Below are 12,241 nucleotides of genomic sequence, written 5' to 3'. Positions count from 1 at the left end.
GTTTGCAGTTTCCCCCCGGCTTGTCTCGATGTTGTTCAAGAACCTGTTTCTTTTCCTTCGCAGAACCAGCGGTTTAGGGCCCCTGGGGCTGAGCGTGCTGCTGGCCCAGAGCCTGGGGGCCCGGGCCCAAAACGCGCCGCCCGAGCGACCCAAAACCACCCGCATTCTCTTCCTGCTCGACGCCTCAGGCTCGATGATGGCGCCCTGGGAAGGCCAACCGCGCTGGGAGGTGGCCAAGCGCATGCTGGGCAAGATGGCCGACTCGCTCAACGCCTACCCCAACCTGGAGCTGGGCCTGCGCGTGTACGGCCACCAGTTCCCAAACAGCGCCAAGAACTGCGAGGATTCGCGCCTCGAAGTGCCCTTTGCGCCGCGCAACGCCGCGGCCATCAAGGCCAAGCTCACCACGCTCAAGGCCCAGGGCAACACGCCCATCACGTATTCGCTGCGGCAGTCGGCGGGTGATTTTCCGGCCGATAAAACGGCGCGCAACGTGCTGCTGCTCATCACCGACGGCCTGGAATCGTGCAACGCCGACCCGTGCGCCGCCTCGCTCGACTTGCAGCGCAAGCGCGTATTTCTCAGGCCGTTCGTCATTGGCATCGGGGCCGAGAAGGAGTTCGGCAAGCAGCTCGAATGCCTGGGCCAGTACTACAACGCGGCCGAGGTGAAAACCTTCCGCACGGTGATGAACGACGTGATTGCCCAAACGCTGGCCAAAACCACCGTGGCCGTGAACCTGACCGACGCCGACGGCCGCCCCGTGGAAAGCAACGTCAACCTCACGTTCGTCAACAACGTGACCGACCAGCCCGAGTACAACTACGTGCACTACCGCGACGCCCAGGGCAAGGCCGACGTGCTAGCCATCGACGCTCTGCAGAGCTACGACCTGGTAATCAACACGGTGCCGGCCGTGCGCCAGGCCAACGTGCCCATTAAAGCCGGCAAGGCCAACGTGCTGACCTTCAAAACGCCCCAGGGCACGCTGTTTCTGCAAAGCCCGCAGCTCACGCCCAACCCCTACGGCGCGGTGCAGGCCGTGGTGCGGGCCGCCGGGGCCCCCAGCACCGCCGTGGCCTTGCCCTTCGGCACCCGTCAGAAGCTGCTGGCCGGCCCCTACGACGTGGAGTTGCTGACGCTGCCGCGCCTGGTGCGCCGCGTCAGCATCCGCCAGGGCCAGGAGGTGGCCGTGACGTACCCGGCGCCCGGCACGCTCAACATCACCGCCGATTTGAAAGGCTACGGCTCCATCTACCAGCTCAACAACGACGAGTCGCAAACCTGGATTTACAACTTGCCCGACGGCAGCAGCACCAAGCTCAACCTACCCATGCAGCCGGGGGGCTACCGCCTCGTGTTCCGCACCAAAACGGCCCTGGGCAGCAAATTCACCGACGTGCGCAACTTCACCATCCGCTCGGGCCAAACCACTTCGGTGGGCATGTTTGGCAAGTAACTCGCTGCACGACAAACCCTTGGAAAAGCAACTGGACCTCGTTGAAAAGATTGCCTGGCCCGCCGCCCTCCTGGGCCTGGCGGCCAAGTGGGCCCTGGTGCCCGCTGGCAGCTACTTGCTGCTGCTGGGGCTGGGGGCCCTGGCCACGGTGTACTTCCTGCGGTCGTACTGGCCAGCCACCTCCGCGGCGGGCGAGGCCCCGGCCACGGCCGCCACGTTTCTGGACGACTACTTGCGCAAGGTGACGGGCATCAGCGCGGCGGTGACGCTGGTGGGCACCCTGTTTAAGCTACTGAACTGGAGCAGCGGCAACACCATGCTCGTAGTGGGCGTGGCCACCATGGCGTTGGTGGTGGTGCTATCCGCCTTCAGGCAATACCTGAGCTGGTTTGCCGTGGCCATTGCGGCAGTCGGGGGCCTGGCGCTGTACGTGCCCTCCGAAACCCTGATCCGCCAGTTCCACCGCAACGACCCGGCGCTGGTAGAAAAGTTGGTGTACCAGCTCCACCACCCGCGCGACCGCGCCGCGGCGGACGCCGTGCAGCGGCACCAGCGGTAGAAACAGGGGCCCTAGCTAGGATTGTGGAAACCCGTTAAACCCCGGGGCTGCCCCTGCGTCCATCCGCCAAATGTTCTGTACCAAAACCGCACTGGGCAGCAAATTCACCGATGTGCACAACTTCAATAACCGCTCGGGTTAGACGATTTCGGTGGGCATTTTTGGCAGTCAGACGCTGCTCAAGCGACTGGAAGAGTAGCCGCCGGTTCGCGTTTAAGCTCCCGGGCCGCCTGGGCTCCGCGGAAAACAAACGCGCAGATGACAAAGCGTAAAAAGATACTGCCGATGCCTCCGCCGCCGCCGGCCTGGGCCAAGTTCACCATCATAACCGCCCAGTCGACAACCAGTAACCCCAGTGCCACATAAAATGCCGCGGCCGAGCATTGACGGTAGCCCCACCACCCCAGGCCCACTAGCACAATGTTTTCCAACAATGCAGCCCAACCAAATCTGAGGGGGCGCAACGCATCAACGTTGATAAACTGGGCCACCACGATGAGTATTGTGCTGAACGACCCCACGCCCAAGAGCGCGTACCAAGCCTGTTTTAATCGCTCCTGCGGATGCGTGGCGCTGCCTAGCAACGGTTGGCCATTGAGTAATAACTCCAACTCTTGCAAGCCTGCGTTGCGTACCAGTTGTGCCGACAAGCGGCGGCCGTCGGGCAGGTCGTAGCGATACCCTTCCGTGAGCGATGGGCCGTGCTCAGCAGGAACCACGGGCTCGCCTTGGTGGCTAAGAATAAAGTTGCGGTAGGCCAACCCCCACTGCACCGTAATGGGCTCGGTACGGGCCTCGTCGAGATAATAAGTTTTTTTAGGCATAATTTTTTGGATATTATTTAGAGATAAGAAACAGGGAAGCAATGCTATAGCAATTATAGAATGGTTGAACCTAAGATGTCGCGTTTAACAACAATTTTGCGCCTAGCCTTTAAACCCGGAAAGCCGAATCAACTCCAACCGCCACTTTCCCGCCCAGCCCCCGGCCTCCCCGTTTGGAAGACCACGAAATCCTCCGCCTGTTCCAAGACCCCGCCAGCCGCAATCTGGCGTTCAACCAGCTGGTGCGCAAGTACCAGCGGAAGGTGTATTGGCACGTGCGCAAGATGGTAGTGGACCACGCCGACGCCGACGACCTCACCCAGGACGTGTTCGTGAAGGTGTGGAAGCACCTCGAAAACTTCCGCCAGGACGCCCAGCTTTTCACCTGGATTTACCGCATCGCCACCAACGAGTGCCTGGGTTTTTTGGGCAGCAAGCGCCGCAAGTTTCTGCTGCCGCTGAACGACGTGGGTGCCGAACTGACCGAGAAACTGGAAGCCGACCCTGCCTTGGCCGGTGACGAAATTGAGTTGACGCTGCAAAAAGCCATCCTGCAATTACCTGACAAGCAGCGCCTGGTGTTCAACCTGCGCTACTACGACGAAATGCCCTACGAGCAGATGGCCGAGGTGACCGGCACCAGCGTAGGGGCCCTGAAGGCGAGCTACCACCACGCCGTGAAAAAGGTGGAAGACTACGTGACCCGCGCCAGCGGGTAAGATTTTTTCCGAACTGGGTTAAACGTTGCCAAGCCCCATTCATCCAACCGCCATGAAAACTGCCTTTAAGCTGGACGCGCACCCCCGGCGGCCCCAACCGCCGCTGAGCGAACCGCCGGCGCACTACTTCGACCAGTTGCCCACCCGCGTGATGGACCGCCGCCCGGCCCTGCCCCGCGCCCTGGCGGGCGGTGCGGCCTGGTGGGCCCTGCTGCCCGGGGCCCTGCGCACCGGTCTGGCCTCGGTGGCCGTGCTGGGTGGGTTTGCGGGCTCGTTTTGGCTGAGTGGTCTGGGCAGCGCCGGGGCCCCCGCGGCGAGTGCCCGTGCCGCCACGGCCGCCCTAGACGCCGTGCCCCAGACCGAGCTGGTGGCCTACCTGCTGCGCCCCGGCGCCAACCTCGACGCCACCGACCTGGCCCCCTTGGTGGCGGCCCGCCCCGGCCTGGCCGAAACCTTCTGGCAGCCCTCGCCCGCCGAACTCAACGAAGCCCTCGATGCGCAAGCCGCCGAGGACGTCCAATACTTGTAGCCTTTTGCTTTGCTGATGAACCCGTTTGCTTCCTTTTTCTTGGTTAACAACGCGCCGCGCCGCTGGGCGTTGGCCGGGGCCCTGCTGCTGGCCGCCCGGTGGCCACGCCCAGGCCCAGGGGCCCCGCCAGCAGCGCGCGCCGCCCGGGCCGACCGCCTGAGCCAGCTCGACAACGCCCGCATCGCCTTCTTCACCAGCCGCTTGTCGCTGACGCAGGACCAAGCCCAGCGCTTCTGGCCGGTGTACAACGAATTTATTGCGCGCCGCCGGGCCCTGAACCGCGCCAGCCGGCCCCTCAAACGCGAGCAAATCGAGGCCCTCACCGACCAGCAAATCCGCGACAACCTGACCCAGACCTACGCCACGCGCCAGCAGGAGCTGAACCTGGAGAAAGAGTATTTCGACCGGTTTCAGAAGGTGCTTTCGCTGCGGCAAGTGGCCCAGCTGCTGGCCGCCGAGCGCGACTTCACCCGCGAGGTTATCCGGCGCGTGGCGGGCACGCCCGGGGCCCCGGCGCTGGGGGAGGCGGAATAAATCCGCGCCCTGCTTTGCCCCGAGATACCCCTGTTTATTGGGGCCGCTGCTCCTCCGCAGCGGCCCCTTTATTTTTGCCAAATAATCTAAACGAGCCGGCGGCGGTTACCATGTTTCGCCGTTGCGACGACGCGGCGTCCGTTATTTATTTTGCCCGGTGCGGGGCCCTAAAAACCCGTGGCCGTCCGTTAAAATCCGTTTTCTCTGTGGTCCTCACTCCCCGCCAGCTTTTCCTGAAACACCAGGCCCAAACCTCCGATTTCCCGCTGCTGCTGGAAATTGAGCGGGCCGAGGGCGTGTACATGTACACGCCCGAAGGCCGCCCGATTCTCGACCTGATTTCGGGCATCGGCGTGAGCAACGTGGGCCACCGCCACCCGCGGGTGCTGGCGGCCATCCAGGCTCAGCTCGATAAGTACCTGCACCTGATGGTGTACGGCGAGCTGGTGCAGGCCGTGCCCGCCCAACTGGCCGAGGCCCTGCACCACACCCTGCCCGCGCACCTCGATTCGGTGTACTTCACCAACTCGGGCGCCGAGGCCATCGAGGGGGCCCTGAAACTGGCCAAGCGCCACACCGGCCGCACCGAGCTGGTGTCGTGCCTGAACGCCTACCACGGCTCCACCCACGGGGCCCTGTCAATCACCGGTTCCGAAAGCTTCAAGAACAGCTACCGGCCGCTGCTGCCCGACGTGCGCCACATCCGCCACAACGATTTCGCCGACTTGGCCCTGATTACCGAGCGCACGGCGGCCGTCGTCATCGAAACCGTGCAGGGCGAGGCCGGTGTGCGCCTGCCCACGCCCTACTACCTGCCGGCCCTGCGCCGCCGCTGCCGCGAGGTGGGGGCCCTGCTCATCCTCGACGAAATCCAGTGCGGCTACGGGCGCACGGGCACCATGTGGGCCTTCGAGCAGTACGGCATCGAGCCCGACATCCTGGTCTGCGCCAAGGGCATGGGCGGCGGCATGCCCATCGGGGCCTTCATTTCCACCACGGAAATCATGAGCGGCTTCAAGACCAACCCCATCCTGGGGCACTGCACCACCTTCGGGGGCCACCCGGTGAGCTGCGCGGCGGCCTTGGCCACGCTGCAAGTCATGCAGGACGAAAACCTGGCCGCCGGCGTGGCCGAAAAAGCGGCGCGGTTCCGGGCGCAGCTGCATCACCCGGCCATCCGGGCGGTGCGAGGCAGCGGCCTGCTCATGGCGGTGGAATTTGATTCGTTCGAGGTGCTCAAGCCCATCATCGACAGGGCCCTGGCGCACGAAAGCATCCTCACCGACTGGTTCCTCTTCTGCGACAACTCGCTGCGCTTGGCCCCGCCCCTGGTCATCACCGACGACGAGATTGACGCCGCCTGCGCGGGCCTGTTGCGGGCCATTGAGTTTGTGGTGGGAACTGGTAATTAACCGGTAATAACTAGGCCATAAAGCAATTAATTACAGCACGTCCTTACCAGTCATTTGCCTATATGGTGTCGCGGTAGTTGGTGCCAACGGGTACTTCTATGCCGTTCACGATTTCGGTGATGTTGCCGTGGATGGCTTTGATGGCAGTTTTCTGCACGATGTACGTGCGCTTGCCGTCCACAATTACCAGCGTGCCCTTGCCGTTGAGCGACACGGTTTCCGTGCGCGGGTCCACGTACACGCCGGGGGCCCGGGCCAGCACCTCCAGGGCGGTGTAGCCGGTGGCGAGCGGCGTGCTGGCCACGTCCATCACCAAGCGGTCGGGTAGTTGGGTGATGCGCGAGCGCATGGTCGTTACCTGCACCTCGCCCAGCTGCTGGGGCGCCGGGCGCAACACCAGCTGCACGGGCACCGGCGGGGCCCCAGCGGCCACCACCAGCCGCAGCGTGCCGGGCAGCCAGCCCACAAACGTGGCCCACAGCCGGTAGGGCCCCGGCGCTACGCCGCGCAGCACAAAGGCGCCGGCAGCGTCGGCCACCGTAGCCTGCACGCCGCTCGAATCCTGGGCGCTGAGCAGCACCACGGTGGCAAATTCCACGGGCTGCCGGGCGGCGTTCAGCACGGTGCCGCGTACGTCTACGCCCTGGGCCCGGGCCCCAGCGGCCCCCAGCAGCGCTGCTATTATTACAAGGAGAAGGGTAGAAATTCGGAGCCGCATCGCGTCGCTGGGTTGGTTCGCAGCGAAGTACCAGGGGCCGGGGGCCGGGCCGAAATTTTTTCGACCAGTTCGCGCGGGCCGTAGACGTACTCAACAGTTCAGGCCCTGCCCAGCGCCCAGCCGCGGGGCCCCAGGGGCACAAAAAAGCCCGGGGCTCACCCGCCGGTTGGCGAGCAAGCCCCGGGCGGCTCGTTTTGGTTGCGGCGCGCTTAGCGGGCGGGCAAGTCGTTGTAGTTCAAAAAGCTCAGGCTCTCTTCCTTGATGCGGTCTTCGGGCAAACCGTCTTTCACGCCCTGCGAAATTTTGCGCACCAACACCCCCACAATGGCTTTACGGAAGCCCAGCTTCTCCGCCATCATGATGCAAAAGTCCATCTCGCTCTCGTCCACGATGCCGTCGGAGAGCATCATGTCCACGAGGTCGTAAATCTGGTCGAACCGATCCGAATCGGTCGCGGGCAAGTCGGACACGCCGTTGGTGTTACCGGCCACCAGCTTGCGCACTTCGGAGGCTCCCATCCCGTTCTTTTTGCCCACTGTGATGATAAAGTTCATCTCACGGTCGTCGATGTGGCCGTCGGCTTTGGCCAGGGCAGCGAGGTTGCAGAGGTGGCCTTTGATTTTTTTGGCCTGCTCATTTTCAAAAAAACCGAACATAGGACGAGGAATTAAGGGTAGGATATGGGTGGGAAGCGGCTTCTGGCGGTTGCCGACGGTAAGTTACAGGAATTTACCGGATTTTTATATCTCTTTTAGCAGAATGCGGGCCGGCCCGCCCCCGGCCCGCACGGGGTTGCTAACGGCAAAAAACTAGGTTTGTTCCCCCGAAACCCGCACCTTTGCGCGGTTTGCACTGAAAACGGGGCGAAACAGGATTTTTCGAATTACTATGAAGCGAATCGGAGTTTTTACCAGCGGTGGCGACTCGCCGGGCATGAACGCGTGCATCCGCGCGGTAGTGCGCACGGCCACTTACCACGGCATTGAGGTGTACGGCATCATGCGCGGCTACTCGGGCCTGATGCGGGGCGAATTTGTGAAGCTGGACTCGGCCTCCGTGTCGAACACGGTGCAGAAGGGCGGCACCATCCTCAAGTCGGCCCGCAGCCACTCGTTCCGCACCAAAGAAGGCCGCCAACAGGCCTTTGATCAGCTAGTTAATAACGGCATTGAGGGCCTGGTGGCCATCGGCGGCAACGGCACGTTCACCGGGGCCATGATTTTTGAGCAGGAGTTCGGCATCCCCACCGTGGGGGCCCCGGGCACCATCGACAACGACCTCTACGGCACGGACTACACCATCGGCTACGACACGGCCGTGAACACGGCCCTGGACTGCGTGGACAAAATCCGCGACACGGCCGACTCGCACGACCGCTGCTTTTTCATCGAGGTGATGGGCCGCGACTCGGGCTACATCGCCATTCCGTGCGCCATCGGCGGCGGGGCCGAAATCGTGATGGTGCCCGAAACGCAGATGAGCGTGGAGGCGGCCATCGAAACGCTGCGCAGCGGCTGGCAGCGCCACAAAACCTCGTTCATCGTCATCGTGGCCGAGGGCGACGTGGAAGGCAACGCCCACCACGTAGCGGCCCACGTCAAGGCGGCCATTCCGCAGCTCGACACCCGCGTCACCGTCATCGGCCACATCCAGCGCGGGGGCTCCCCCACCGCCGCCGACCGCCTGCTGGGCTCCCAAATCGGCATTGCCGCCGTTGAGGGCCTCATGAACGGCATGAAGAACGTGATGGCCGGCATCATCGACCGCAAGCTGGTCTACACGCCGTTCATCGACACCATCAGCAAGAAAAAGCCCATCAACCAGAGCTTCATGCGCATGGTGGAAATTTTGAGCGTTTAAGCAGGAATTAGGCTAACAATCTCTCTGTCATCCTGAACGCAGTGAAGGATCTGGGGACAGCTGAACGACGCGCAGTATTCAATTACTGCTAACCGTTCGGCTGTCCCCAGATCCTTCACTGCGTTCAGGATGACAGGCGATTTTATAGTATGACGTGCTCTACCCCAAGTCCACCCACTGGTAGGCCGCGTCGCGGCGCAGCCACGTGAGCTGGCGCTTGGCGTAGCGCCGGGTGTTGCGCTGGAGCAGGCGCACGGCCTCGGCCCAGTCGTATTCGCCGGCGAGGAAGCCGAAGATTTCCTGGTAGCCCACGGTTTGCAGGGCGGGCCGGTGGCGCTGGGGCAGCAGGGCGGTTACTTCGGCTAATAAACCTTCGGCCAGCATGTTATCCACGCGCTGATTGATGCGCTCGTACAGCACGTCCCGCGGGCGGGTGAGGGCCACTTTGACGACGCGAAAGGGCCGGGCCGCGTCGCGGGCGGCGGTGTCCTGGGTGTGGTAGCTGGAGAACGGGCGACCCGTGCCGCGGGTAATTTCCAGGGCCCGGAGCACGCGCTGGGGATTTTGTGGATCGATGCGGGCGTGGGCCACCGGGTCGGTAGCGGCCAGCTCGGCCACCAGGGGCCCCAGGCCGTGGGCCGCCAGCTCGGCTTGCAGCTGGGCGCGCACTTCGGGCAGCACCCCGGGCAGCTCGTCGAGGCCATCGGTCACGGCCTGCACGTACAGCCCCGAGCCGCCGGTGAGGATGACCACGGGGTGCGCTTGGAACAGCGCGTCGAGCGTGGCCAGCGCATCGGCGGCGAACCGGCCGGCGCTGTACTCCTCTTCAATGCTATGGCTGTCAACAAAATGGTGCGGCACGCCGTCCATCTCGGCCGGGGTGGGCTTGGCCGTGCCGATGCGCATCTCGCGGAAGAACTGGCGCGAATCGGCCGACACGATTTCGGTGCCGAAGTGCTGGGCCAGCCGCACGCACAAAGCCGTTTTGCCCACCGCCGTGGGCCCGGCGATGACGAGCAGCACCGGGCGCGCATCGTCGGGCCGGGGCCCCAGCTGGGCCAGAATTTCTGGGGGCAGTAAGTCGGTTAGCAATGAGGGGTGGGCAGTTATCAATGAGTAGTGGGCAGTGGCAATGACCTCAAACGGGGTGGTCCGGCGACTTTTTCAGTCGTTGGGCCACTCTGGCGATGCCCCTGAGCTCCTGTTTTTTAGCAAGAGTGGCCCGACGACTGAAAAAGTCGCCGGACCACCCCGTTTTAAACCACCGCCTGAACATTTTAGCAATCGAAAGCTCAAAGGAACTACCAATTGCTCGCTGATAATCGCTCACTGGAAAAGCGGTGGGTGTTTCTCGTCGAAGTCGGTGGCGTCCTGGTAGGCCTTGGCCAGGGCCAGCAGCTTGGCCTCGCCGTAGAGCTGGCCGGTGAAGGTGATGGTGGCGGGTAAGCCGTTGGGCCGCATACCGTTGGGCACGACCACGGCCGGGTGCCCGGTGAGGTTGGTGATGACCAGGCTGGGGCTGTTGAACGAGGGCCCCACGTAGGCGTCGAGGCCCAGCAGGCGCTTGTCTACTTCCTCAATCAGCACGCGGCGGGCGCGCTGGGCCTGGATGTACTCCACGGCCGGCACGAAGCGGGCGGCCCGGAAGGTGGTAGGCCAGGCATTCTTGCCCTGGTTCACCATCAGCGCGTCGCGGCCCGAGCGGGTGAGGTCGTCAAAAGCCGCCGCGCCCTCGGCGCTGAGCAGGAAGGTCAGCTCGCCGGCGGGCAGGCCGTGCAAGTCGAGAGGCACCAGCTCCACGCCCAGCTTGCGCAGCGCGTCGAGGGTGGCCTGGTCGGTGCCTTTCGACGAATATTCCCCTTCAAAATCGGCCTTGAGGTAGCCCACGCGCAGCTTTTTTACGTCGGTGTCGAAGGCGCAGCGGAAGTCGGCGGCGGCGCGGGGCCGCAGCAGCGTGGCCACGTCGCGCGGGTCTTCGCCCTGGATGGCCCGGAACACCAGCGCGCAGTCTTCGGCCGAGCGGGTCAGGGGCCCTACTTTGTCCATGCTCCAGCTCAGGGCCATGGCGCCGGCGCGGCTTACCTGCCCGAAGGTGGGGCGCAGGCCGGTGGTGCCGCAGGCCGTGCTGGGGCTCACGATGGAGCCCAGCGTTTCGGTGCCCAGCGCGAACGGCACCAACCCCGCCCCCACGGCCGAGGCCGAGCCCGCCGACGACCCGCTGGAGCCTTGTTTCAGGTCCCACGGCGAGCGGGTACGGCCGCCAAACCACACGTCGCCCATCGCCAGAGCGCCCAGCGTGAACTTGGCCACCAGCACCGCCCCGGCGTCGCGCAGGCGCGTCACCACGGCGGCGTCCTCGTCCAGCAGCTGGTCCTTGTAAGGCACCGAGCCCCAGGTGGTTTTGTAGGTTTTGGTGCTGAACAAATCTTTCACCCCAAAGGGCACGCCGTGCAAGGGGCCCCGGTAGCGCCCCGCCTTGATTTCGGCGTCGGCGGCGCGGGCCTGCTGCATGGCCAGCTCCTCGGTGAGGGTAACGACGCACAGCAATTGCGGCGAATATTTGCGCAGCCGCGCCAGGAAAAACTCCGTCAGCTCGACCGATGATATTTGCTTGGTGCGCAGCAGCTCGCCCAGCTGCCGCACGGTGTAAAAGGCCAAATCGTCGCGGTTGGCCGGCAGTTTGACTTTACCAACGGGCGCCATCCGGTCAGGGCCCAATTTGCCGGCGGGGGCGGCCAAACGCAGGCGCAGCGGCACGGGGTCGAACACCAGCGCGGGGGCCACCGTGTTGGGCAGCGCAATTTTGCGCAGCTCGTCGTAGCTGCCGCGGTTGCGCCCGATGGCGCCCTTGGCCGAGTCCAGCTGGGCATCGGTGAAGTGCAGGCCCAGCAGCTCCTGGGCGGCGCGCAGCAGCGGCACGGTTACGGGCTCGGCGGCGGTGGGGCGGGCCACCAGGGCCCCGGCGCCGAAGCCGGCGGCGCCCAGTAATAAGGCGGGCAGTAGTTTTTTCAGCATATAAAATCGGCAGTAAGTGCTACGAGCAAAGCTAGGGCAGTTTGCCCGTAGCGTGGAATGTAGCGCGGGCTTTGTCGTCCGCGGCGTTCGCTTCGTCCTGCCGATTAATTGCTGTCCGGTAATTGTTCGGTGGTAATTGCTGGAACAAAGCGATAGCCGCGGACTGCAAAGCCCGCGCTACAGATCGGGCAGCGACCGTTCAAACGCGCGGACTCGCAGCATCCACGCTACGTGCTGGGGCCCTAAAATAGGGCAGCGTACAGCCCCACCAGCACTTTTTCCTCCTGCTCCCAACTGAGGTGCGGGGCGGCGCGGCGGCAGTTGGCGGCCAACTGCTGGGCGCGGGCGGCATCGCCGCCGGGCAGCAGGCGGTTGAGGGCGGCGGCCAGGGCCCCGGGGTCGAGGTCGGGCACCAGCTCGGCCACGTCGTATTTCTCATTAATGGCCCGGTATTCGGGAAAGTCGATGAGCACCTGCGGGATGCCGGCGTGCACGTAGTCGAAAAACTTGTTGGCCAGCGAGTAGTAGTAGCTCAGGCCCCGGTTTTCGAGCAGCATCACCCCCACCGCCGCCCGGGCCGTGACGGCCCGCAGTGCCTCGGGCCGCCACGTA

13 protein-coding genes are annotated in these 12,241 nt (G+C 64.2%); 7 read left to right on the top strand and 6 right to left on the bottom strand.

Annotated features, from left to right (window positions below; translation table 11 throughout):
- The first annotated feature begins 28 nt into the window (after window positions 1-28).
- Both BEN49_RS09690 and BEN49_RS09685 read left to right on the top strand, forming a co-directional pair.
- Window positions 29-1,459: a vWA domain-containing protein gene (locus tag BEN49_RS09690; RefSeq protein ID WP_070742821.1), complete on the top strand. Its 1,431-nt coding sequence runs from the start codon at window positions 29-31 to the stop codon at window positions 1,457-1,459.
- 19 nt (window positions 1,460-1,478) lie between these two features.
- Window positions 1,479-2,018, top strand: a complete 540-nt coding sequence (locus tag BEN49_RS09685; protein WP_070742820.1) for a GldL-related protein — start codon at window positions 1,479-1,481, stop codon at window positions 2,016-2,018.
- A gap of 179 nt (window positions 2,019-2,197) precedes the next feature.
- On the opposite strand, the gene BEN49_RS09680 is transcribed toward BEN49_RS09685, so the two are convergent.
- Window positions 2,198-2,842 (bottom strand): hypothetical protein, encoded by a 645-nt coding sequence (locus BEN49_RS09680; RefSeq protein ID WP_070742819.1) that lies wholly within the window; start codon window positions 2,840-2,842, stop codon window positions 2,198-2,200.
- A 173-nt stretch (window positions 2,843-3,015) separates the two neighbouring features.
- On the opposite strand from BEN49_RS09680, the gene BEN49_RS09675 reads away from it, so the two are divergent.
- The 4 genes from BEN49_RS09675 (at window position 3,016) to BEN49_RS09660 (ending at window position 6,036) form a co-directional block, all read left to right on the top strand.
- Complete coding sequence (locus BEN49_RS09675) at window positions 3,016-3,561, top strand: RNA polymerase sigma factor (RefSeq protein ID WP_070742818.1); 546 nt, start codon at window positions 3,016-3,018, stop codon at window positions 3,559-3,561.
- A gap of 52 nt (window positions 3,562-3,613) precedes the next feature.
- Window positions 3,614-4,090: a hypothetical protein gene (locus BEN49_RS09670; protein ID WP_070742817.1), complete on the top strand. Its 477-nt coding sequence runs from the start codon at window positions 3,614-3,616 to the stop codon at window positions 4,088-4,090.
- 15 nt (window positions 4,091-4,105) lie between these two features.
- Window positions 4,106-4,624, top strand: a complete 519-nt coding sequence (locus tag BEN49_RS09665) for a hypothetical protein (protein ID WP_083325960.1) — start codon at window positions 4,106-4,108, stop codon at window positions 4,622-4,624.
- A gap of 206 nt (window positions 4,625-4,830) precedes the next feature.
- Complete coding sequence (locus BEN49_RS09660) at window positions 4,831-6,036, top strand: aspartate aminotransferase family protein (RefSeq protein WP_070742816.1); 1,206 nt, start codon at window positions 4,831-4,833, stop codon at window positions 6,034-6,036.
- A gap of 58 nt (window positions 6,037-6,094) precedes the next feature.
- Here the strand turns inward: BEN49_RS09660 and BEN49_RS09655 are convergent, their stop codons facing one another.
- Together BEN49_RS09655 and BEN49_RS09650 are read right to left on the bottom strand one after the other, a co-directional pair.
- Window positions 6,095-6,754, bottom strand: coding sequence for a carboxypeptidase-like regulatory domain-containing protein (locus tag BEN49_RS09655; protein WP_070742815.1), 660 nt, complete (start codon window positions 6,752-6,754; stop codon window positions 6,095-6,097).
- A 209-nt stretch (window positions 6,755-6,963) separates the two neighbouring features.
- Window positions 6,964-7,410 carry a tellurite resistance TerB family protein gene (locus BEN49_RS09650; RefSeq protein WP_070742814.1) on the bottom strand — a complete coding sequence of 149 codons (447 nt, stop codon included), beginning with the start codon at window positions 7,408-7,410 and terminating at the stop codon, window positions 6,964-6,966.
- 232 nt (window positions 7,411-7,642) lie between these two features.
- Between BEN49_RS09650 and pfkA the strand changes: the two genes are divergently transcribed.
- Window positions 7,643-8,614: a 6-phosphofructokinase gene (gene pfkA / locus BEN49_RS09645; RefSeq protein WP_070742813.1), complete on the top strand. Its 972-nt coding sequence runs from the start codon at window positions 7,643-7,645 to the stop codon at window positions 8,612-8,614.
- A 159-nt stretch (window positions 8,615-8,773) separates the two neighbouring features.
- On the opposite strand, the gene miaA is transcribed toward pfkA, so the two are convergent.
- The 3 genes from miaA to BEN49_RS27790 form a co-directional block, all read right to left on the bottom strand.
- Window positions 8,774-9,706: a tRNA (adenosine(37)-N6)-dimethylallyltransferase MiaA gene (gene miaA, locus BEN49_RS09640; RefSeq protein ID WP_239691888.1), complete on the bottom strand. Its 933-nt coding sequence runs from the start codon at window positions 9,704-9,706 to the stop codon at window positions 8,774-8,776.
- A gap of 234 nt (window positions 9,707-9,940) precedes the next feature.
- The gene (locus BEN49_RS09635; RefSeq protein WP_070742812.1) at window positions 9,941-11,629 is read right to left on the bottom strand and encodes an amidase; all 1,689 of its coding nucleotides are present in this window, start codon (window positions 11,627-11,629) and stop codon (window positions 9,941-9,943) included.
- Window positions 11,630-11,871: 242 nt separating this feature from the next.
- Window positions 11,872-12,241: glycosyltransferase family protein (locus tag BEN49_RS27790; protein ID WP_162276472.1), on the bottom strand; the 370-nt coding region annotated here is incomplete at its 5' end.

The organism is Hymenobacter coccineus (assembly GCF_001816125.1).
In the GTDB taxonomy this organism is placed as follows: domain Bacteria; phylum Bacteroidota; class Bacteroidia; order Cytophagales; family Hymenobacteraceae; genus Hymenobacter; species Hymenobacter coccineus.
Note: the sequence above shows the minus strand (reverse complement) of the source record. Positions and strands in the feature narration are given on the sequence as shown.

What these genes read in the sequence shown, in the direction of transcription:
- BEN49_RS09690 (WP_070742821.1), top strand. Translation starts at nt 29, where the DNA reads ATGTTGTTCAAGAACCTGTTTCTTTTCCTTCGCAGAACCAGCGGTTTA.
- BEN49_RS09680 (WP_070742819.1), bottom strand. Translation starts at nt 2,842, where the DNA reads ATGCCTAAAAAAACTTATTATCTCGACGAGGCCCGTACCGAGCCCATT.
- BEN49_RS09670 (WP_070742817.1), top strand. Translation starts at nt 3,614, where the DNA reads ATGAAAACTGCCTTTAAGCTGGACGCGCACCCCCGGCGGCCCCAACCG.
- BEN49_RS09665 (WP_083325960.1), top strand. Translation starts at nt 4,106, where the DNA reads ATGAACCCGTTTGCTTCCTTTTTCTTGGTTAACAACGCGCCGCGCCGC.
- BEN49_RS09655 (WP_070742815.1), bottom strand. Translation starts at nt 6,754, where the DNA reads ATGCGGCTCCGAATTTCTACCCTTCTCCTTGTAATAATAGCAGCGCTG.
- BEN49_RS09650 (WP_070742814.1), bottom strand. Translation starts at nt 7,410, where the DNA reads ATGTTCGGTTTTTTTGAAAATGAGCAGGCCAAAAAAATCAAAGGCCAC.
- pfkA (WP_070742813.1), top strand. Translation starts at nt 7,643, where the DNA reads ATGAAGCGAATCGGAGTTTTTACCAGCGGTGGCGACTCGCCGGGCATG.
- BEN49_RS09635 (WP_070742812.1), bottom strand. Translation starts at nt 11,629, where the DNA reads ATGCTGAAAAAACTACTGCCCGCCTTATTACTGGGCGCCGCCGGCTTC.